We start from the raw sequence: 19,498 nt of genomic DNA on the forward strand, positions 1-19,498 counted from the left end.
GCCCGATCCGGCGCATGGTTTCGGCCGACCGGGGTATCCGGACCCAATGACATTGGCTGCAACCCGTGAGGTAAGGGCGTCCCGCCAGCAGATCTGGGACACGATGACCGACGGCTGGACGTATGCGCAGTGGGTGGTGGGCAACAGCCGGACCCGCGCGGTCGACCCGAATTGGCCGCAGCCCGGCTCCGCGATCAAGCACTCGGTCGGAGTGTGGCCGCTGGTGATCAGCGATGCGACCGTGTCCGAAAGCTGCACGCCGGGTGAGGAACTCGTCCTGCGCGCCGGGCTCGGGCGATTGGGGTCCGCGCGAATAACGTTGCGGCTCAGTGATACTCCGGACGGTGGCTGCCGGATCGAAATGATCGAGGTGCCGGCGTCCGGCCCGATGCGGATCGTCCCCGACCGGCTGGCCCTGGCCGCCGTCTATCCGCGCAACCGGGAGTGCTTGCTGCGGTTGACCGCGCTCGCCGAACGGCTCGAGCCGAGCCAGGTCAAATAGGCGCATGGCCGACGAGACGGCCGACGCCGTCGTCATCGGGGCCGGGCACCACGGGCTGGTGGCCGCGTCGATGCTGGCCGACGCGGGGTGGGACGTGCTGGTGCTCGAGGCCCAACCTGAGCCCGGCGGCGCGGTGCGCAGCGCCGAGCTGACACCGGGATACATCACCGACTTGTTCAGCTCGTTCTACCCGATGACGGTGGCCTCGCCGGCGATGGCGGCGCTGCGGCTGGAAGACCACGGGCTGCGGTGGTCACACGCGCCCGCGGTGGTGGGCCACCCGCGCAACGCGGCCGACGACGACCCGCCCGTCATCTACCGCGACCCGGCCCGTACCGCAACGGAATTGGCGCGCCGCGAGCCGACCGACGGCGACAATTGGTGGCGCGCGGTGGAGTTGTGGCGCAAGATCTCCGCGCCGCTGCTGGACGCCATGCTGGCGCCGTTTCCGCCGGTGCGCCCGATGCTGCGGCTGCTGCTGAAACTGGGCACGGCCGACGCCATCCGGCTGGCCCGCCTGTTGATCCAGCCGGCCAACACCATGGTGGACGAGCTGTTCGACGGCGAGGCGCCGCGAATCCTGTTGCTGGGCAACGCGATGCACGCCGACGTACCGCCGGACGCGCCGGTCAGCGGCGCCATGGGCTTTCTGATGACGATGCTCGCCCAGGACTGCGGCTGGCCGGTGCCCGTCGGCGGGTCGGGACAGCTGACGGCCGCATTGGTGAGGCGGGCCAACTCGGCCGGCGCGCGAATCGAGTGCGGCCAGAACGTTTCTCGCATCCAGGTGCGCGGCGGCCGGGCGGTCGCGGTGACCACCGCCGGCGGGCGGACCGTGCGGGCGCGCCGGGCGATCGTGGCCGACGTGACGGCGCCGCGGCTGTTTTGCGAGATGCTGCCCGCCGATGCGGTCCCGGCCGGGCTGCGTCGCGAGCTCGAGCATTACGTGTGGGATCCGCCGGTGGTGAAGGTCAACTATGCGCTGAACGGCCCCATCCCGTGGCGATCGAACGGCCTGCGGGGCGTGGGCACCGTCCACCTGGGGGCCGACGCCGACGGGCTGGTGCGTTGGATGGCCGACCTGAACACCCGGGCGGTGCCCGAGCACCCGTTCATGCTGTTGGGCCAGACCACCACCGCGGATCCGACCCGGTCGCCGGCGGGCACCGAAAGTGTCTGGGCCTACACGCATTTACCGCGCAACGTGGCCGACGACGCCTCGGCCGAACGGCTGGCCAAGTCGATGGACCACGTGATCGAAGAGCACGCCCCCGGTTTCGGCGCGGCGGTGATCGACCGGTTCGTGCAGCGCCCGTCGGACCTGGAGGCCAGCGACGCCAACCTGCATTTGGGCGCCCTCAACGGGGGAACCGCGCAGCTGCAACAGATGGCGATCTTTCGCCCCGCGCCGGGGATGGGCCGCGCCGAAACCCCGGTCGAGGGGCTGTATCTCGGCAGCGCATCGGCCACCCCGGGCGGCTCCGTGCACGGCGCCTGCGGGCGCAACGCCGCCAACGCCGCGCTGGCCGCCGCTCGCGTGACGGGCTGGCCGCGCCGCAAGCTGGGCCGCGCGGTCCTCAAGCGGCTGACGGCATAGCCCGGCGCACCGCGAGCGTCACGCTGGCGCGCCGTTCGGCGCCGAGCGCCACGCCAGCGCTGCGCTCGACGGGATCCTCTAGCCGTTCTCGGCGATGTCCTCCAGCACCGCGAACATGGTGCGCGTCGGCACGCCGGTGCCGCCCTTGGGCGTGTATCCCCACGGGCTGCCGGTGTTGTAGGCCGGCCCGGCGACGTCGATGTGTGCCCAGCCCACGCCGTCGGCGACGAATTCGCGCAGGAACACCCCGGCCACCAGCATGCCGGCGAAGCGCTGGCCGCTGATGTTGGACAGGTCGGCCACGGTTGACTTCAGGTCGTCCTTGAGCTCGTCGGGCAGCGGCATCGGCCAGCCGTTCTCGCCCACCCGCTGCGAGATCGCGGCCACCCGGTCGCGGAACTCGTCGCTGCCCATCACCCCGGGGATCCGGGCGCCCAGCGCCACCGTCTGCGCGCCGGTCAGCGTGGACGTCTCGATGAGGTAGTCCGGGTTGTCCTCGCACGCCCGCACGATCGCGTCGGCCAGGATGAGCCGGCCCTCGGCGTCGGTGTTCTGCACCTCGACGGTGATCCCGCCGTACTGCGTCAGCACGTCGCCCGGCCGCTGCGCGGTGGCCGACGGCATGTTCTCGGCCATCGGCACCGTGGCGATCACGTCGATGGGCAGCTGCTGCTGCGCGGCCAGCGCGACCGTCGCGATGACGGCGGCCGCGCCGCCCATGTCGGACGTCATGTAGTGCATCGACGCCGCCGGCTTGATCGAGATGCCGCCGGTGTCGAACGTGACGCCCTTGCCGACGAGCGCGACCCGCTTCGCCTGTTTTGATTTCTTGGCCAGCTTGGAGCCGCGATGGATGAGCCGCACCAGCCGCGGCGGCCGCGACGAGCCCTGCCCGACGCCGATCACCCCGCCGTAGCCGCCCTTCTGCAGCGCCTTGTCGTCGAGCACCTCCACCTCGAGGCCGACCGATTCGCCCAAAGCCTTTGCGCGCTTGGCGAATTCGGCGGGGAACAGGTGACTGGGAGGGGTGTTGACCAGGTCGCGGGCCGTGGCGACCGCGGTCGCGACGGCCGCGCCGTGCGCCGCCTGCTTCTTGGCGTCCTTGCCCGTCGCCAGCACCGTGATCTTGCGCAGCCCCTTGTCCTTGGGCGCGGTCTTCTCGCTGCGGAACTCGGTGAACCGGTAGCTGCCCAGAACCAGCCCCTCCACGGCCGCGGAGCAGACGTCCTCACCCGGCAGCTCGCCGAGCGTGGTGATCACCGCCTCGGCGGTGCCCAGCGACCGCGCCGCCGCGCCGGCGGCGCGCCGGATCGTGTCGGCCGGCCACTCATCGCGCGGCTTGCCCAGCCCGATCGTCAGCACGCTAGACACCGGCAGCGACGGCACCACCAGCCGGTGCACATGCTCACTGCCGCCGGTGGCTTCCAGCGCCCGCAGGCCGTCCTGGATCTCGGCCACGGCCTCGTCGGACAGGAACGGCTCGGCGGCGGTGACGACCGCGCCCGGCCTGTCCTCGTCGCCGGTCGAGACGACCGGCACCAGCAATACCGTGGAGCCCGCACTGCGTTTGGGCAGGGATGTGGCGACGTTGACGGAGGGAGCCTGGTAGCCCGGTTCGGTGGTCACGGCAAACCACCCTAATCACAAGCGCTGGGGTTTTCCTCGTCAGCGTGCCCGCCATGCAGGTCGAAGGCCATCACCGGGTCGTCAAAGCCCTTGAGCAGCAACGGGCCGTGGGGGGCCGCGGGCCAGTCGGGCAACTTCTCGTGCAGCTCGGCCGCGGCCAGGATCTGCCCCGGCGCCGCGGCCGCGACAAGCCTGGCGGCCAGGTTGACCGGGAGGCCGAAGTAGTCGCCGTTGATCGCCAGCACCGCGCCGTACGCCAGGCCCGCGCGCACCTGCAGGTCGGCTTCCCGGGCCCGCGGGTGGTCGACCAGGTCCAGCGCCGCCCTGACCAGCCCCTCGGGCGACGAGCACACCCACATCGCCGCGTCGCCGATGAACTTCACCACCCGCCCGCCGTCGGCGTGCACCACGTCGGCGACCGTGGCACCGAACTCGGTGAGCAGGTCCGACAGCTGCGCGGGCGTCAGCGCCTGCGTCAGCGCGGTGAAGCTGGACAGATCGGCAAACCCGACGCCGCACACGACGCTCGCCGACGTGTCGAGGAGGACGCGCTCGAAGTAGGTCCGGGCGCTGGTCAGGTGATGCCGGTGAACCACGTCGATCAGGGCCCCGATGCGGGGGATGAACTCGGCGACCGAGCGGTACGCCTGCGCCGTGGCGAGCTCGTCGTGGGTGTAGTTCATCTGGATGTCGGGGGTCCCGGCGCGGATCATCGTTCCCTCGGCCTCCGCCAGACGGGCCATCGCGGCGCCCAGCACCCGCAGCAGGCCGAACGCGCCGTCCTCGCCGACCACCGCCTTGAGCGCGAGCCAGGTCGACAGGGCGTCGACGTCGGCCTGGCTCAGCACGGGAACGTCGGCGCCTGCGACTGTCAACCCGAGCAAAGCCCAGGCGTGCGCCACTTCGTCGGCCGAGATGCCGAGCTCGTCGGCCGCGGTTTGCAGCGTGTAGATCGGGCGTCCCGACCACGCCAGGACGTCGCCGGCAAGCCCGAACAACCGCCCGCGGCGCTCGGCTTCGACCATCTCGTCGGCGGTGAAGCCCAGGTCGCCCAGGTACTTGATCAGGTCCGCCCGCTCCCGCGGGTTGGCGATTCCCGCGGCCTCAAGCTCGGAAAAGTCGAGCGGATCGGACACCTGCCCAAGTGTGCCAGTACTCGAGCGCATTAGGGTGGGACGCCGTGAGCCGCGCCGGCGACGATGCAGAGCGAAGCGATGAGGAGGAGTGGCGCATGACCGATGCGCCGGAATTGCAAAAGGGACCGCTTCAGGAGCGCCATCGCGAACTGGGTGCAAACTTCGCGGAGTTCGGCGGCTGGCTGATGCCGGTGTCCTATGCGGGCACCGTCAGCGAACACAACGCCACCCGCAACGCGGTGGGCCTGTTCGACGTCAGCCACCTGGGCAAGGCGTTGGTCCGCGGGCCGGGTGCCGCCGCGTTCGTCAACTCCGCACTCACCAACGATCTGGGCCGCATCGGGCCGGGCAAGGCGCAATACACCTTGTGCTGCACCGAATCCGGTGGCGTGATCGACGACCTGATCGCCTACTACGTCGACGACGACGAAATCTTTTTGGTGCCCAACGCCGCGAACACCGCCGCGGTGGTCGATGCGCTGCGGGCCGCCGCCCCGGACGGCATGACCATCACCAACGAGCATCGCTCCTACGCGGTGCTGGCCGTGCAGGGCCCGCGATCGGCGGACGTCCTCGGTGAGCTGGGCCTGCCGACCGACATGGATTACATGGGCTACGCCGACGCCTCGTACTCGGGGGTGCCGGTGCGCGTCTGCCGCACCGGATACACCGGGGAGCACGGCTACGAGCTGCTGCCGCCGTGGGACTCCGCCGGTGTGGTGTTCGACGGGCTGGTCGCGGCGGTGCGCGCCGCCGGGGGAGAGCCCGCCGGCCTGGGCGCCCGCGACACGCTGCGCACCGAGATGGGCTATCCGCTGCACGGGCACGAACTTTCGCTCGACATCTCGCCGCTGCAGGCCCGGTGCGGCTGGGCGATCGGTTGGAAGAAGGATGCGTTCTTCGGCCGCGAGGCGCTGCTGGCCGAAAAGGAAGCGGGACCGCGGCGCCTGCTGCGCGGGCTGCGGATGGTCGGCCGCGGCGTGCTGCGTCCCGGGCTCACGGTCCTGGCGGGGGAGCGGCCGGTCGGGGTCACGACGTCCGGGACGTTTTCTCCGACACTGCAAGTCGGCATCGCGCTGGCGTTGATCGACACCGACGCCGGGATCGACGACGGTCAGCAGGTCACCGTCGACATCCGCGGCCGTGCCGCCGAATGCGAGGTCGTGCGGCCGCCGTTCGTCGCCGTGAAAACGCGTTAGCGAACCTTCGGTGGCAAAAACCCGGTGGCGCGCGGATATAGAATCGGCCCCATGACCAGCGACTCGCCCGAGTTCACGGTTCTACGCGCGTCCAATCCGGCGACCGACACCGAACGTGAATCAATCCTGGCCGACCCGGGTTTCGGCAAATACTTCACCGACCACATGGTGTCGATCGACTACGCCGAGGGCCGCGGCTGGCACAACCCGCGCGTAATCCCCTACGGCCCGATCGAACTGGACCCGTCGGCGATCGTGCTGCACTACGCCCAGGAAGTCTTCGAGGGCCTCAAGGCCTACCGCTGGGCCGACGGCTCAATCGTGTCGTTTCGCGCCGAAGCCAACGCGGCGCGCATGCGGTCGTCCGCGCGGCGGCTGGCCATTCCCGAGCTGCCCGAAAACCTGTTCATCGAATCCCTTTGCCAGCTCGTCGCCGTCGACCAGGCCTGGGTGCCGCGGGCCGGCGGCGAGGAGGCGCTGTACCTGCGCCCGTTCATCTTCGCCACCGAGCCCGGGCTGGGCGTGCGGCCGTCCAAGCTGTACCGCTACCTGCTGATCGCGTCGCCGGCCGGCGCCTACTTCAAGGGCGGCATCAGCCCCGTCACCGTGTGGGTGTCGACGGAGTACGTGCGCGCCAGCCCGGGCGGCACCGGCGCAGCCAAGTTCGGTGGGAACTACGCCGCCTCCCTGCTGGCGCAGGCCGAGGCCGCCGAAAACGGTTGCGACCAAGTGGTCTGGCTGGACGGGGTCGAACGCCGCTTCATCGAGGAGATGGGCGGGATGAACCTCTTCTTCGTGTTCGGCAGCGGCGGATCGGCGCGGCTGGTCACCCCGGAGCTGTCCGGGTCACTGTTGCCCGGCATCACGCGGGATTCGTTGCTGCAGTTGGCAATTGACGCCGGGTTTGCCGTCGAAGAACGCAAGATCGACATCGACGAGTGGCAGAAGAAGGCGGCCGCCGGCGAGATCACCGAGGTGTTCGCGTGCGGCACCGCCGCCGTCATCACCCCGGTCTCGCGGGTGAAGTACGGCGACAGCGAGTTCACCATCGCCGACGGGCAACCCGGTGAGGTGACGATGGCGCTGCGCGACACGCTGACCGGCATCCAGCGCGGCACCTTCGCCGACACCCACGGCTGGATGGCCCGGCTGGGCTAGGTCGCGCGAGCAGACGCAAAGGCCCCCGCGCGCGCGGCGTGTCGGGGGCTTTTGCGTCTGCTCATCAGTGAAAACCCGCCAGCGCCACGGCGCTCACCGTGGTGGTGAGCTCGATCGCGGCGCCCAGGACGTCGCCGGTGATGCCGCCGAACCGGCGCACGCAGTGCGCCACCAGCGCCGCGCCGCAGGCCAGCGCGACCAGCACCGCCACCGGACCCTGCCACGGTCGCGAACCCGCCAGCACCGAGGCGGCCAGCAGCGTCGCCGCCCAGGCCGCCACCACCGGCGCCGGCTGGCTGCCGGCCACCCGCGCGCCCAGCGCGCTGCCGTCGGCCGCCGGCACCGACCGGCGGCAGGCCAGCACCGCCGCGACCCGGCCGGAAAACACCGCCAGCACAATGGCCGACGGCTTCAGCGTCGAGAACGCCAACCCCTGCAACAGGATCACCAGCACGACGGCCGCCACACCGAACGGACCCGTCGACCCGTCGCGCATCACCGCCAGCGCGCGCTGCGGTGGCCCGTAACAGCCCAGCCCGTCGGCTGTGTCGGCGACGCCGTCGATGTGCAGCCCCCGGGTCGCCAGCAGCAGCGCCGCCACGGCCAGCAGCCCGGCCAAGGGGCTGGACGGGCCGAAAACCGCGGCGCCGCACCACGTGACGCCCGCGGCCAACGCCCCCAGCGCGGCGCCGACCACGGGCAGCGCGGTCATGGCGCCGCGGCCCATCGGCGCGTTGTGCGCACCGGGGACGGGCAGCACCGTGCCGAACGCGAAAGCCGTTGCCAGGGAACGCATCACTGCGCCAGCGGGCCGGACGGACCGGCCACCCCGGCCTGTGCGAAGGTCGCCATCGACGACAGCGCGGCCACCGCCGCGCGCAGCACCGGCAGGGCCACCGCGGCGCCGGTTCCCTCGCCCAGTCGCATCCGCAGGTCCAGGATCGGGTCCAATTCCAGCGCGGTCAGCGCCAACTGGTGACCCGGCTCGGTGGACCGATGACCGGCCTGCCACCATTGCCGGGCACCGGGTGCCAGACGCTCGGCGACCAGCGCGGCCGCGGTCACGGCCATGCCGTCGAGCAGCAGCGGGGTGCGCCGCACGGCGGCCTGCGCGCAAAACCCGGCCATCGCGGCCAAATCCGCGCCGCCGCAGCAGCGCAGCAGCCCGACCGGGTCGGGCAGCACGCGCCGCGCTCGGAACAGGGCGTCGCGCACCGCGGCCGTCTTGCGCGCCCATCCCGCGTCGTCGATCCCGGTCCCGAACCCGACCGCGACCACCGGCTCGGCGTTCGTCAGCGCCGCCACCAAAACCGCGGCCGCCGTGGTGTTTCCGATGCCCATGTCGCCGGCGATGAGCAGGTCGGCGCCGGCGTCGACCTCCTCGTCGGCGATGGCCCGGCCCGCGGCGATCGCGGCGAGGGTCTCGGTGTCGGACAGCGCGTCCTGCGTGGTGATGTCGCCGCTGCCGCGCCGCACCTTGTGGGCGCCGATGCGATCCGAGGCCGCCTCGGAGTCGACCGCCAGGTCCGCCAGCCGAACCGTCGCACCGGCGATGTCGGCCAGCGCGTTGATCGCCGCGCCGCCGGCGTCGATGTTGGCGACCATCTGGGCGGTCACCTCCGGCGGGTACGCGGACACTCCGGAGCGTGCGACGCCGTGGTCGCCCGCGAAGACGACCACCCGCGCGCGCTCGAATTGCCTTGGCGGACAGTGCCCTTGGCAAGAGGCGACCCAGACCGACAGGTCCTCGAGGCGGCCCAGGGCGCCGCGCGGCTTGGTCAGCGTGTCCTGCCGGGCGCGGGCGGCGGCGGCGGCGTCCGCGTCGGGCGGTGAAACCGGGGCGAATTCCATCAGGTTACCGACGGCTTGATCTGCACCGCCTGCCCGGCCACCACCAGCACCACCCGGTCGCACAGCTCGGCGATCCGCTGGTTCAGGCTGCCCAGTTCGTCGGCGAACCGGCGCCCGGCCGCGGTCGCCGGCACCACCGTCAGGCCGACCTCCGGGCTGACGAGCACCAGCGTCGAGCCGAATTCACCTACGGCGGAAAGCATTTCGTCGACAGTACCGGCTACCGACCCGCCGTCCCACGCGTTGTTGCGGTCCAGCGTCCCCGTGAGCCAGCCGCCGAGGTCGTCGACCAGCGTCGGGCTGCCGGGCGACTGGCGCAATTGCCCTGTGACGTCGTCGGTTTCGACCGTCGACCAATGCGCGGGCCGACGGTCCCGGTGTCGCGCGACGCGGTCCGCCCAGTCCGCGTCGGCCTGGCCCGTCACGCGGGGGGCCAGGTAACGGACGGGCTGCCCGGGCGGCAGCGACGTGGCGATGGCCTCCTCGGCCCAGCGGGACTTGCCCGACCTGATCCCGCCGAGCACCAGGGTGCGCACCGCGGTCAGGCGGCTTTCGGGCGCCGGTCAGCCGACACTGCTGCCGCGCTCGACTTGGGGCCGGGGCGTGCGCATGCGGCGCAGCTGGGAAGCCCGGCCGGCGGCGTAAATGCCCAGCTTCCAACGGCTTTCGGTGTTGTCCGGGAACTTCGCATCGACCAGCCTGCTGACCTTGCGGCCCAGCAGCACCCCGTCGACGCCCATCACGACCATCAGCACCAGCATCGCCGGGGAGGCATACAGCTGCACCTGCGGGACGCCGAACGAGGCGAACAGCAAGACCAGCGTCGCTGGCATGAACAGGCCGAGCGCGTTGCGCCGGGAGTCCACCACGTCGCGCACGTAGCGCTTGATGGGTCCCTGATCGCGGGGCAACAGGTAGGCCTCTTCGCCGGCCATCATGCGCTCGCGGCGATCCGTCATCCGCGCGCGGCTGGCCGTTCTCTCGGCTCGGCGCTCCTCGCGGCTGAGTTTGGGGCCGGCCAGCGTCTTGCGCCGGGCCCGCGCCTCGGAGGCCGTCATGGGCGCCGGTGCGACCGGGCCCTTCCTCGCGTTGCGCCGCGCCTCGCTGCGCTTGGGGGTGGGCCGGCCCTTGGGGCCGGTCCGGCGCGGGACGGCGTCCCCGGAGACGTCCGCCTCGACTACGGCGACTTCGAGGTCGCCATTCTGGCCCTTTTTGCGGCCCATTAGCTTCACAATGGCCAGGTTACTTCGCGGGGGGGCTCGCCCGTAACGCACCTGGAATGCGTTGTTATTGGTCATGCGCCAGCGCAACGCGTGACGCTTAGGCTTGACTGTGATGAATGGCTACCTGTGATGGACGACGGCACGATGGCCTCGGATGACGCTGCCGCTGGCCTCGCACCGGGCCGTCTGCGCCTGCCCGCCATGCAGGTCTTGGTCGCACCGGATTGCTACGGGGACAGCCTGTCCGCGGTGGAGGCCGCCGCCGCCATCGCAACCGGCTGGACCCGATCGCGTCCGGGCGATCGATTCACCGTCGCGCCCATGTCCGACGGCGGCCCCGGCTTCGTCGAGGTGCTTGGCCGGCGGCTGGGGCAGACGCGGCGCGTCCGCGTGTGCGGGCCGCTGGACACCACGGTGGAGGCGGCCTGGGTGTTCGACCGCATTTCGCGGACCGCGTACCTGGAGTGCGCGCAGGCCTGCGGCCTGGCCCTGCTCGGCGGTCCGCCTACCCCGGAAACCGCGGTGGCGGCTGACAGCAGCGGCGTCGGGCAGCTTCTCGACGAGGCCCTGCGGGCCGGCGCGACGCGGATCGTGGTCGGGTTGGGCGGCAGCGCGTGCACCGACGGCGGCAAGGGGATGATCACCCAGCTCGGGGGCCTGGCGGAGGCCCGCCAGCGGATGACCAACGTGGACCTGATCGCCGCATCGGACACCGAGTACCCCATGGTGGGCCCGTGGGGGGCGGCCCGGGTGTTCGGGCCGCAGAAGGGCGCGGACGCTGCCGCCGTCGCCGCGCTGGAAGTCCGCCTGGAGGAGTGGGCGCTGCAGCTGGAGGTGGCGGCCGGGCGGGACGTGAGCTCGGAGCCGGGCGCAGGGGCCGCCGGCGGCATCGGGGCCGGGCTGATGGCGCTTGGGGGCCGTTGCGAGCTGGGTGCGGCGATCATCGCCGAGCACACCAACCTGGCCGACGACCTCGAGGCCGCGGACATGATCGTCACCGGGGAGGGCCGGTTCGACGAGCAGTCGCTGTTCGGAAAGGTGGTCGGCTACCTCGCCGAATCGGCCCGACCGCTGGGCATACCCGTGATCGTGCTGGCAGGCCAGGTCGACCTGGAGAATTCCGCGGTCCGCTCGTCGGGCATCATGTCGGCGCTGTCCATCGCCGATTACGCCGGTTCGGTGCGATTGGCGCAGGCCGACGCCGCCAATCAGCTGATGGGTTTGGCCTCGGAGGTCGCGGCGCGACTCGGGAATAGCGGTCCAGCAAGGTACCGTTGATGCAGTGGGCTTTTTCCGGAGCGCATCGCCCGGACTTCGAGCCAACCAGGACCACTAGGAAAAGTGCCAACTAGGAGACGCAATGACGGTGCAAAACGAGTCAACCGCCAAGACCCACGGCGTGATCCTGACCGAAGCCGCCGCTGCCAAGGCGAAGTCCCTGCTGGACCAGGAGGGCCGCGACGACCTGGCGCTGCGCATCGCGGTCCAGCCGGGCGGGTGCGCAGGGCTGCGCTACAACCTGTTCTTCGACGACCGGTCGCTGGACGGCGACCTGACCGCGGACTTCGGCGGCGTGACCTTGACGGTCGACCGGATGAGCGCGCCCTACGTCGAAGGCGCGTCCATCGACTTCGTCGACACCATCGAAAAGCAGGGCTTCACCATCGACAACCCCAACGCCACCGGTTCGTGCGCCTGCGGGGACTCCTTCAACTGACCTGTTCGGCGGCTCAGTAGGAGCCGCCGGTGCGCAGCACATACGAGCAGACCTCGATCTGCCCCCGCTGAAATAGCAGCTGGGCGACCCCTTGCACGTCGCCGCGCGCCGGGCCGCCGGTCGCGGGCGTTACCCGCATCGTGAACAGCGCCTGCGCCTGATACTGCGACAGGTACACGATCTTGTCGATCGACGTCAGCTCCACCTCGGTGAACTGCTTGCGGAAGGCGTCGCTGCTCATCTTGGCCAGGGCCTGATCCGACCGCTTGTCGCGCACGCCGTCGTACATGCCGCACAGCGCGTTGCGGACGATGACGTCGATGTCGCGGTGCTCGAGCGCGTCCAGGTACTGCTGGATCGCCGCTTTGGCCGCGCCGTCGGACAACGCCGCGCCGGTGTTGGCCCCGTTGGTGCGGACCCCGTAGGTGATCGCCAGCGTCAGCGCGGCCGCCAGCGCGACGGCCAGCAGCACGCCAATGACCAAGCGCCGCTTGGATCGTTGCTGCGGATAGGGCACCGGCTGCCCGGCATAATTCGCCGGCGCGGCAGTGGGCTCATTGGGGAAGTCAAGCGGCTGGGACTCGGGCGTTGGTCCGCCGGTGCCGACAGTCTGGTCCGGCCGGTGCGGACCTGCCATGTGGTTCTCCTACGCTGGTGGACGGGACCAGGAGCGGGTTGCGGCCAGGCGGGTCCCGGCGGCTGACTGAGTTGCTTGAGTTGTTTCTAGGCAGGCTAGCGCACGACTTTGCGCGGACCGTGACGCGACGACGCTCGATGTGCCTGAGTAAGCTAGATAACCTTACTAACGAAGGAGATTTCGTGACCATCGCGGTAACGGGTTCGATTGCGACCGACCACCTGATGCGGTTCCCCAGCCGCTTTTCCGAGCAGCTGCTGCCCGAGCACCTGCAGAAGGTGTCGCTCAGCTTCCTGGTCGACGACCTGGTCATCCATCGCGGCGGCGTCGCGGGCAACATCGCCTTCGCCATCGGTGTGCTGGGCGGCGACGTCGCGCTGGTCGGCGCGGCGGGCGACGACTTCGCCGACTACCGCGACTGGCTGGTCTCGCACAACGTCAACTGCGACAACGTCCTGATCTCCGAGACCGCGCACACCGCGCGCTTCACCTGCACCACCGACGTCGACATGGCCCAGATCGCGTCGTTCTACCCCGGCGCCATGTCGGAGGCCCGCAACATCAAGCTGGCCGACGTGGTGTCGTCCATCGGCACGCCGGAGCTGGTCATCATCGGGGCCAACGACCCCGAGGCCATGCAGGTGCACACCGAGGAGTGCCGCAAGCTCGGGTTGCCCTTCGCCGCCGACCCGTCCCAGCAGCTGGCCCGGCTCTCCGGTGACGAGATCCGCACGCTCACCGACGGCGCCAAGTACCTGTTCACCAACGACTATGAGTGGGACCTGATGCTGTCCAAGACCGGCTGGACCGAGGCCGACGTGATGGCGCAGGTCGAGCTGCGGGTGACCACGCTGGGCCCCAAGGGCGTGGACCTGGTCGAGCCCGACGGCACCACCACCCACGTCGACGTGGTGCCCGAGACCAGCCAGGTCGACCCCACCGGCGTCGGCGACGCGTTCCGGGCCGGCTTCCTCACCGGCCGCAGCGCCGGCCTCAGCCTGGAGCGCTCGGCGCAGCTGGGCTCGCTGGTGGCCGTGCTGGTGCTGGAGTCCACCGGAACGCAGGAGTGGGCCTGGGACCACGAGGTCGCGAAGAGCAGGCTGGCCGGCGCGTACGGCGAGGAAGCCGCCGCCGAGATCGCCGCGGTGCTCGCCTAGGTTGACGCCGCGAGCCTAACCGCACTGCGAAATCGGACGTGCTTTTTCGCAGTGGCGTTAGGCTCGCGAGCCTGGGTCAAAGCTGGACGGGGTAGACCGGCTCGCTGATCTGCGGCACCACGCTGTGCTCGACGAAGATCGCGTGCCAGAGCATGAAGATCAACACCGTCCACAGCCGGCGGCTGTGATCGCTTGTGCCGCTTCGGTGTTCGTCGAGCATCCGGCGCACGGCCGCCGTGTCGACCAGGCGATGGGCCTGTGAGGAGTCCACCAGCTCATACGCCCACTCCAGCAGTTCGCCCGCGCGCAGCCAATGCCGGATCGGCACCGGGAAGCCCAGCTTGGGCCGGTGCAGCACATGCGCGGGAACGATCGGCTCCAGCGCGCGCCGCAACGCGTACTTGGTGGTGGTCCGGGTGATCTTGGCCTCGACGGGCAGCCGGGAGGCGACGGCGAAGACCTCGGGATCCAGGAACGGCACCCGAAGCTCCAGCGAGTTGGCCATCGTCATCTTGTCGGCCTTGACCAGGATGTCGCCGCGCAACCAGGTGAACAGGTCGACGTGCTGCATGCGGGCCACCGGGTCCCAGCCGGCCGATTCGGCGTACACCGACGCAGTCACATCGGTGTGGGTCCACTCGTCGCGGAACCCTGGCAGCACGTCGCGCAACTGCGCGTCGGAGAAGCTACGGGCGTTGCCGTAGTAGCGCTCCTCGAGCGTCAGCGAGCCGCGGTGCAACAGGCTCTTGCCGCGCATGCCCTCCGGTAGCGGCTTGGACACCTTGCCCATCGACCGGCGCAACGGGCGCGGCAGGTAGTCGAAGGGCTTCAGCGACAACGGCTCCCGATAGATCGTATAGCCGCCGAACAGTTCGTCGGCGCCCTCACCGGACAGCACCACCTTCACGTGCTTGCGGGCCTCGCGGGCGACGAAGAACAGCGGGACCAGCGCCGGGTCGGCGACGGGTTCGTCGAGGTACCAGACGATCTCGGGCAGGGCGGCGACGAACTCGTCGGGGCTGACCACCTTGGCGATGTGGCGCGCCCCGATGGCCTCCGCCGAGGCCACCGCGACGTCGATCTCGGAGAAGCCCTCGCGCTCGAAGCCGGTGGTGAACGTGATCAGCCTGGGGTTGTGCCGTATGGCCAGCGCGGCGATGGCGGTGGAGTCGATGCCGCCCGACAGGAACGCCCCGACGGTGACGTCGGCGCGCATGTGCTTGGCCACCGAGTCCTCCAGCACCGCGGTGATCTCGTCGTAGCGGGCCTGTTCGGTGTCGGCGGTGGTGGGCGTCGCGGCGAATCGCGGCACGAAGTAGCGGGTGACCTCGGGTTGCTGCCCGGGCCGGATGCGCGCGTAGCAGCCCGACTCCAGCCGCCGCACCCCGCGGTGCAGTGTCTCGGGCTCCGGCACGTACTGCAGGACCGTGTAGTGCTGCACCGCGCGGTCGTCGATACCGGTGTCGAACCCGACCAACTCGGCGAGGTCCATCAGGCACTTCTTCTCGCTGGCCAGCGCGGTGCCCCCGGTGCCGGTGGCCATGAACAGCGGCTTGATGCCGAACGGGTCTCGGGCGCAAAACAATTCGCGGGTCACGGTGTCCCACAACGCGAACGCGAACATGCCGCGCAGGCGGTGCAGCACGTCGGTGCCCCAATGGTGGTATCCCGCGACGATCGCCTCGCCGTCACCGTCGGTGGCGAACGCGGCGCCGTGCTTGGCGGCCAGTTCGTCGCGCAGCTCGAGGTAGTTGTAGATCTCGCCGTTGAACACCAGCACGTAGCGGTCGGGCGCCTCGGGCGGGCCCCAGCGCAGCGGCTGATGCGAATGGGCGATGTCGATGATCGACAGCCGGTTGAAGCCGAACACCACCGAGCCGTCCGCGCCCGGGTCGGCCCACGTTCCCGGCTCGTCGGGCCCCCGGTGGCGCATCAGGTGCGACGCGGCGGAAATGGCGCCATCGGCGCGGGCGGCGGCCGCCGCGGCGTCAGCTCTGCCGCCGCCAGGACCGGCCGGGGCCGCAACGAACGCCAGCAGACCACACACGGCGCCCCAGTATGCCCCACTTGTGCGGCGATCGGGGCGCCGCACGCCCGTGACCGGCCGGGGTTTGCGCGACGGCGTCAGCGGCGTGGTCTACGCTGCGTAGTATTCGAATCCGAGCAGGAGGCGCCAACGTGACACCTCGCGAGCAGGTCCGTTCGCAACGTCTGTCGCAGCGCAGGTTCCAGCGTCGTCTCCGGCCGCTGGCCCTGGCCGCGACGCTTGGCGTGCTGGCGGTCACCCTGAGCGGATGCAGCTGGTCGGAGGCGATCGGCATGGGCTGGCCGGAGGGCATCACCCCGGAGGCCCACCTCAACCGGGAGCTGTGGGTCGGAGCGGTGATCGCCTCGCTGGTCGTCGGCGTCATCGTGTGGGGGCTCATCTTCTGGTCGACGGCGTTTCACCGCAAGAAGGCGACCGAAACCGACCTGCCGCGGCAGTTCGGCTACAACATGCCGTTGGAGCTGGTGCTTACCGTCACGCCGTTCCTCATCATCTCGGTGCTGTTCTACTTCACCGTGGTGGTGCAGGAGAAGATGCTGCACCTGGCCAAGGACCCCGAGGTCGTCATCGACGTCACCTCCTTCCAGTGGAACTGGAAGTTCGGTTATCAGCGGGTCAACTTCAAGGACGGCACGCTGACCTACGACGGGGCCGACCCGGTGCGCAAGAACGCGATGGTCTCCAAGCCGGAAGGCAAGGACCAGCACGGCGAGGAGCGCGTCGGCGCCGTGCGCGGGCTCAACCCGCAGGACCGGACCTACCTCAATTTCGACAAGGTCGAGACCCTGGGAACCGCTACGGAGATCCCGGTGCTGGTGCTGCCGGCCGGCAAGCAGATCGAATTCCGGTTGGCCTCCGCGGACGTGGTGCACACGTTCTGGGTGCCGGAATTCCTGTTCAAGCGCGACGTGATGCCCAACCCCGAGGCGAACAACTCGGTCAACGTGTTCCAGGTCGACGAGATCCAGAAGACCGGGGCGTTCGTCGGTCACTGCGCCGAGTTCTGCGGCACGTATCACTCGATGATGAACTTCGAGGTGCGGGTCGTGCCGCCCAACGACTTCAAGGCCTATTTGCAGCAACGGATCGGCGGAAAGACCAACGCCGAGGCACTGCAGGCGATCGCGCAAGCCCCGCTGGCGGTGACCACCCATCCGTTCGATACCCGTCGCGGTGAAGCGACCCAAAACCAGCCCGTAGGTTAGGACGCTCAATGAAGATCGAAGCCAGGCTGTTCGAATTCATCGCCGCATTCTTCGTTCTTTCGGCGGTGCTCTACGGGATCCTGACTGCGCTGTTCGCGACCGGCGGGGTGGAGTGGGCGGGGACCACCGCCCTGGCGCTGACCGGCGGCCTGGCGGTCATCACGGGAAGCTTTTTCTGGTTCATCTCGCGTCGGCTGGACACCCGGCCGGAGGACTATGAGGGCGCCGAGATCAGCGACGGTGCAGGAGAATTGGGCTTTTTCGCGCCGCACAGCTGGTGGCCCATCCTGGTGGCGCTGGCCGGATCGGTCGCGGCGGTCGGCATCGCGCTGTGGCTGCCCTGGTTGATCGTCGCCGGGGTGGTGTTCATCCTCGCGACGGCGGCCGGACTGGTCTTCGAGTACTACACGGGCCCCGAGAAGCACTGATTTGCGACTCAAAGGTCACAATCAGGGCATCACTTGATCCGGGCCCGTTTTCCGCGACTTCTTTGCTCTATCCCGTTCGGTAGGGTTTGCCCAGGCAACATGAGAAACTCCCAAGCGCGCGCGCACCGATGCAGCCGCGGGGCCTCGCGCGCTGGTGATGCAGTTGGACAGGGCAGGCAACTATGAGCGGGCCGAATCCTCCGGGATGGGAACCTGACGAACCCGATTCCGGCAGCGACCTCACCCACCAATCGGATTCCGGCCTCGACGCGGGACAAGACGCGGTCGAACCCCACGACGAGCTGGGCCCCATCGACGACAGCGCCGACAGCGCCGAGATCGCGGCGGCGGACCAGACGGGCCAGACGGACGCCTACTCGCGGGCGTATTCGGCTCCCGAATCCGAGCACTTCGTCACCGGCCCCTACCTGCCGGCCGACATGCGGCTGTACGACTACGACAGCTACGACGAGCCCGTCGACCCCGACGACGAACACCGCGCCCCGCGCTGGCCGTGGGTGGTCGGCATCGCCGCGATCGTGGCCGCGATCGCGCTCGTGGTCTCGGTGTCGCTGCTCGTCACGCGCACCGACACCAACAAGCTCGCCAACCCCGCCACCACCACCGTCCCGTCGACGCCGCCGATCCAGGACGAGATAACGACCACGAAGCCGCCGCCGCCTCCTCCGCCGCCACCGCCGACCACCGAGGCCCCCCCTCCGCCCACCGAAACCCAGACGGTGACGGTGACGCCCAGCCCGCCGCCTCCGCCGCCTCCGCCGCCCCCACCGGCGACGAGCACACCGGCGCCCCCGCCGGCGACCACGTCGTCCGCGGCGGCCTCGCCGCCGGCGACCACCACCCCGACCGGCCCGCGGCAAGTGACCTACTCGGTGACCGGCACCAAGGCCCCCGGCGACATCATTTCGGTGACCTACGTCGACGCGTCGGGCCGGTCGCGCACCCAGCACAACGTGTACATTCCCTGGTCGATGACCGTGACACCGATCTCGACGTCCGACGTCGGATCAGTCCAGGCGTCCAGCCTTTTCCGGGTCAGCCGGCTCAACTGCTCGATCACCACCAGCGACGGGACGGTGCTGTCGTCGAACAACAGCGACGCGCCGCAGACGAGTTGCTGATGGTCAGCAGGTATTCCGCCTATCGGCGGGGTTCGGACACCATTCCGCCGGATGTCATCGATCGCATACTGATGGGCGCGTGCGCCGCCGTCTGGTTGGTGCTGCTGGGCGTGAGCGTGGCCGCGGCCGTCGCGCTGGTGGACCTGGGCCGGGGCTTTCACAAGGCGGCCAGAGGATCGCACACCTCGTGGGTGTTGTACGCCGTCATCATCGTTTCCGCGCTGATCATCGCGGGGGCGATCCCGGTGCTGGTGCGGGCTCGTCGCATGGGTCTGATCGAGCCGGCAGCCCGGACGCCCGCGCGCCCGCCGAGCCGGCCTCCGGTGCGGCTGATGGCCCCCGCGCCGCGCACTGCGGCCGAGCGGGCCCGCCAGCCGCGGGCGGCGGAGCCGGCCGCCGAGTGGTCGGGCGCGGCGGTGGACCGGATCTGGTTGCGCGGCACCGTGCTTCTGGCGGGGACGATGGGCGCCGCGCTGATCGCGGCGGCCACGGCGACGTACCTGATGGCCGTCGGGCACGACGGCGGGTCCTGGGTGGGCTACGGGCTGGCCGGGGTCATCGTCGCAGGGATGCCGGTGGTGGAATGGCTGCACGTTCGCCAATTGCGCCACCGCGCTGATGGGCACTAGCCGCCCGCCTCGCGACACTTAAACGTGTGCGACGACACGCCGAAGCAGGTCGCAGCCAGTTAAGCCTCGTGGCGGCCGAGTATGACGGCGACCAACATCGCACCGACCGTCGCCAGTATGTCGCCAGTACGTCCGGCTGGATCGTCGTCCGGGTGATCGCTGAGGACAAACCCGAACACGTCGTGCATCGCGTTCGGGCCGCGTTGGCGCGCCGAGGGCACCGCGAAAGTTAAACCACCGCTAC

At 70.2% G+C, this 19,498-nt stretch carries 19 protein-coding genes and 1 pseudogene; 12 read left to right on the top strand and 8 right to left on the bottom strand.

The annotated features are described in order from the left end of the window. Window positions 1-46: 46 nt before the first annotated feature. Window positions 47-502: an SRPBCC family protein gene (locus tag AC5Y4S_RS19720; protein ID WP_500034339.1), complete on the top strand. Its 456-nt coding sequence runs from the start codon at window positions 47-49 to the stop codon at window positions 500-502. Window positions 503-506: 4 nt separating this feature from the next. Next, on the top strand, window positions 507-2,099 hold the full coding sequence (locus AC5Y4S_RS19725; protein WP_500034340.1) for a phytoene desaturase family protein: 1,593 nt from the start codon (window positions 507-509) through the stop codon (window positions 2,097-2,099). Window positions 2,100-2,177: 78 nt separating this feature from the next. Here AC5Y4S_RS19725 and AC5Y4S_RS19730 read toward each other — a convergent pair whose 3' ends face one another. Continuing rightward, the gene (locus AC5Y4S_RS19730) at window positions 2,178-3,725 is read right to left on the bottom strand and encodes a leucyl aminopeptidase (RefSeq protein WP_500034341.1); all 1,548 of its coding nucleotides are present in this window, start codon (window positions 3,723-3,725) and stop codon (window positions 2,178-2,180) included. An 11-nt stretch (window positions 3,726-3,736) separates the two neighbouring features. Then, window positions 3,737-4,861 (bottom strand): adenylate/guanylate cyclase domain-containing protein, encoded by a 1,125-nt coding sequence (locus AC5Y4S_RS19735; protein ID WP_500034342.1) that lies wholly within the window; start codon window positions 4,859-4,861, stop codon window positions 3,737-3,739. A 95-nt stretch (window positions 4,862-4,956) separates the two neighbouring features. On the opposite strand from AC5Y4S_RS19735, the gene gcvT reads away from it, so the two are divergent. Both gcvT and AC5Y4S_RS19745 read left to right on the top strand, forming a co-directional pair. Beyond that, window positions 4,957-6,060 (top strand): glycine cleavage system aminomethyltransferase GcvT, encoded by a 1,104-nt coding sequence (gene gcvT / locus AC5Y4S_RS19740; RefSeq protein WP_500034343.1) that lies wholly within the window; start codon window positions 4,957-4,959, stop codon window positions 6,058-6,060. Between the two features lie 51 nt (window positions 6,061-6,111). Then, entirely contained in the window at window positions 6,112-7,218 is a 1,107-nt protein-coding gene (locus tag AC5Y4S_RS19745; RefSeq protein ID WP_500034344.1) for a branched-chain amino acid aminotransferase, read from the top strand. Window positions 7,219-7,282: 64 nt separating this feature from the next. Here AC5Y4S_RS19745 and AC5Y4S_RS19750 read toward each other — a convergent pair whose 3' ends face one another. Genes AC5Y4S_RS19750 through AC5Y4S_RS19765 form a run of 4 tightly spaced genes read right to left on the bottom strand, consistent with a single transcriptional unit; the run spans window position 7,283 to window position 10,301 of the window. Next, the gene (locus tag AC5Y4S_RS19750; protein WP_500034345.1) at window positions 7,283-8,017 is read right to left on the bottom strand and encodes an adenosylcobinamide-GDP ribazoletransferase; all 735 of its coding nucleotides are present in this window, start codon (window positions 8,015-8,017) and stop codon (window positions 7,283-7,285) included. Then, window positions 8,014-9,072 carry a nicotinate-nucleotide--dimethylbenzimidazole phosphoribosyltransferase gene (gene cobT / locus AC5Y4S_RS19755; RefSeq protein ID WP_500034625.1) on the bottom strand — a complete coding sequence of 353 codons (1,059 nt, stop codon included), beginning with the start codon at window positions 9,070-9,072 and terminating at the stop codon, window positions 8,014-8,016. Before cobT ends, AC5Y4S_RS19750 begins: the two co-directional genes overlap by 4 nt. Next, window positions 9,069-9,605, bottom strand: coding sequence for a bifunctional adenosylcobinamide kinase/adenosylcobinamide-phosphate guanylyltransferase (locus tag AC5Y4S_RS19760; protein WP_500034346.1), 537 nt, complete (start codon window positions 9,603-9,605; stop codon window positions 9,069-9,071). The genes cobT and AC5Y4S_RS19760 overlap by 4 nt, the downstream gene beginning before the upstream one ends. Before the next feature lie 27 nt (window positions 9,606-9,632). After that, window positions 9,633-10,301 carry a DUF3043 domain-containing protein gene (locus AC5Y4S_RS19765; RefSeq protein ID WP_500034347.1) on the bottom strand — a complete coding sequence of 223 codons (669 nt, stop codon included), beginning with the start codon at window positions 10,299-10,301 and terminating at the stop codon, window positions 9,633-9,635. Window positions 10,302-10,493: 192 nt separating this feature from the next. On the opposite strand from AC5Y4S_RS19765, the gene AC5Y4S_RS19770 reads away from it, so the two are divergent. Both AC5Y4S_RS19770 and AC5Y4S_RS19775 read left to right on the top strand, forming a co-directional pair. Continuing rightward, on the top strand, window positions 10,494-11,570 hold the full coding sequence (locus AC5Y4S_RS19770) for a glycerate kinase family protein (protein ID WP_500034626.1): 1,077 nt from the start codon (window positions 10,494-10,496) through the stop codon (window positions 11,568-11,570). Between the two features lie 82 nt (window positions 11,571-11,652). Then, a complete protein-coding gene (locus tag AC5Y4S_RS19775; protein ID WP_067158452.1) occupies window positions 11,653-12,009 on the top strand; it encodes an iron-sulfur cluster assembly accessory protein in 357 nt (118 codons plus the stop codon). A 13-nt stretch (window positions 12,010-12,022) separates the two neighbouring features. Here the strand turns inward: AC5Y4S_RS19775 and AC5Y4S_RS19780 are convergent, their stop codons facing one another. Beyond that, complete coding sequence (locus AC5Y4S_RS19780) at window positions 12,023-12,646, bottom strand: Rv0361 family membrane protein (protein WP_500034348.1); 624 nt, start codon at window positions 12,644-12,646, stop codon at window positions 12,023-12,025. Window positions 12,647-12,828: 182 nt separating this feature from the next. Here AC5Y4S_RS19780 and AC5Y4S_RS19785 point away from each other — a divergent pair, with 182 nt between their 5' ends. Next, entirely contained in the window at window positions 12,829-13,803 is a 975-nt protein-coding gene (locus AC5Y4S_RS19785; protein ID WP_068106826.1) for a carbohydrate kinase family protein, read from the top strand. Window positions 13,804-13,879: 76 nt separating this feature from the next. Here the strand turns inward: AC5Y4S_RS19785 and asnB are convergent, their stop codons facing one another. After that, a complete protein-coding gene (gene asnB / locus AC5Y4S_RS19790; protein WP_500034349.1) occupies window positions 13,880-15,850 on the bottom strand; it encodes an asparagine synthase (glutamine-hydrolyzing) in 1,971 nt (656 codons plus the stop codon). A 131-nt stretch (window positions 15,851-15,981) separates the two neighbouring features. On the opposite strand from asnB, the gene ctaC reads away from it, so the two are divergent. From ctaC to AC5Y4S_RS19815, 5 genes and pseudogenes are all read left to right on the top strand, one after another. Beyond that, window positions 15,982-17,055, top strand: a complete 1,074-nt coding sequence (gene ctaC, locus AC5Y4S_RS19795; protein ID WP_500034350.1) for an aa3-type cytochrome oxidase subunit II — start codon at window positions 15,982-15,984, stop codon at window positions 17,053-17,055. An 8-nt stretch (window positions 17,056-17,063) separates the two neighbouring features. Further along, window positions 17,064-17,483, top strand: coding sequence for a cytochrome c oxidase subunit 4 (locus tag AC5Y4S_RS19800; RefSeq protein ID WP_068106830.1), 420 nt, complete (start codon window positions 17,064-17,066; stop codon window positions 17,481-17,483). A 182-nt stretch (window positions 17,484-17,665) separates the two neighbouring features. After that, a complete protein-coding gene (locus tag AC5Y4S_RS19805; protein ID WP_500034351.1) occupies window positions 17,666-18,625 on the top strand; it encodes an MmpS family transport accessory protein in 960 nt (319 codons plus the stop codon). Next, on the top strand, window positions 18,625-19,254 hold the full coding sequence (locus tag AC5Y4S_RS19810) for a DUF2561 family protein (RefSeq protein WP_500034352.1): 630 nt from the start codon (window positions 18,625-18,627) through the stop codon (window positions 19,252-19,254). The genes AC5Y4S_RS19805 and AC5Y4S_RS19810 overlap by 1 nt, the downstream gene beginning before the upstream one ends. A 65-nt stretch (window positions 19,255-19,319) precedes the next feature. Then, window positions 19,320-19,487, top strand: a pseudogene (locus tag AC5Y4S_RS19815) (hypothetical protein); the annotation flags it as partial. Between the last annotated feature and the right edge of the window lie 11 nt (window positions 19,488-19,498).

This window comes from Mycobacterium sp. NGS64 (assembly GCF_059812245.1).

Bases quoted from the DNA above. Each gene is read 5' to 3' on its own strand.
- AC5Y4S_RS19770 (WP_500034626.1), top strand. From the start codon at position 10,494: ATGCAGGTCTTGGTCGCACCGGATTGCTACGGGGACAGCCTGTCCGCG.
- AC5Y4S_RS19725 (WP_500034340.1), top strand. From the start codon at position 507: ATGGCCGACGAGACGGCCGACGCCGTCGTCATCGGGGCCGGGCACCAC.
- AC5Y4S_RS19800 (WP_068106830.1), top strand. From the start codon at position 17,064: ATGAAGATCGAAGCCAGGCTGTTCGAATTCATCGCCGCATTCTTCGTT.
- AC5Y4S_RS19810 (WP_500034352.1), top strand. From the start codon at position 18,625: ATGGTCAGCAGGTATTCCGCCTATCGGCGGGGTTCGGACACCATTCCG.
- AC5Y4S_RS19745 (WP_500034344.1), top strand. From the start codon at position 6,112: ATGACCAGCGACTCGCCCGAGTTCACGGTTCTACGCGCGTCCAATCCG.
- gcvT (WP_500034343.1), top strand. From the start codon at position 4,957: ATGACCGATGCGCCGGAATTGCAAAAGGGACCGCTTCAGGAGCGCCAT.
- AC5Y4S_RS19780 (WP_500034348.1), bottom strand. From the start codon at position 12,646: ATGGCAGGTCCGCACCGGCCGGACCAGACTGTCGGCACCGGCGGACCA.
- AC5Y4S_RS19805 (WP_500034351.1), top strand. From the start codon at position 17,666: ATGAGCGGGCCGAATCCTCCGGGATGGGAACCTGACGAACCCGATTCC.
- AC5Y4S_RS19720 (WP_500034339.1), top strand. From the start codon at position 47: ATGACATTGGCTGCAACCCGTGAGGTAAGGGCGTCCCGCCAGCAGATC.
- AC5Y4S_RS19775 (WP_067158452.1), top strand. From the start codon at position 11,653: ATGACGGTGCAAAACGAGTCAACCGCCAAGACCCACGGCGTGATCCTG.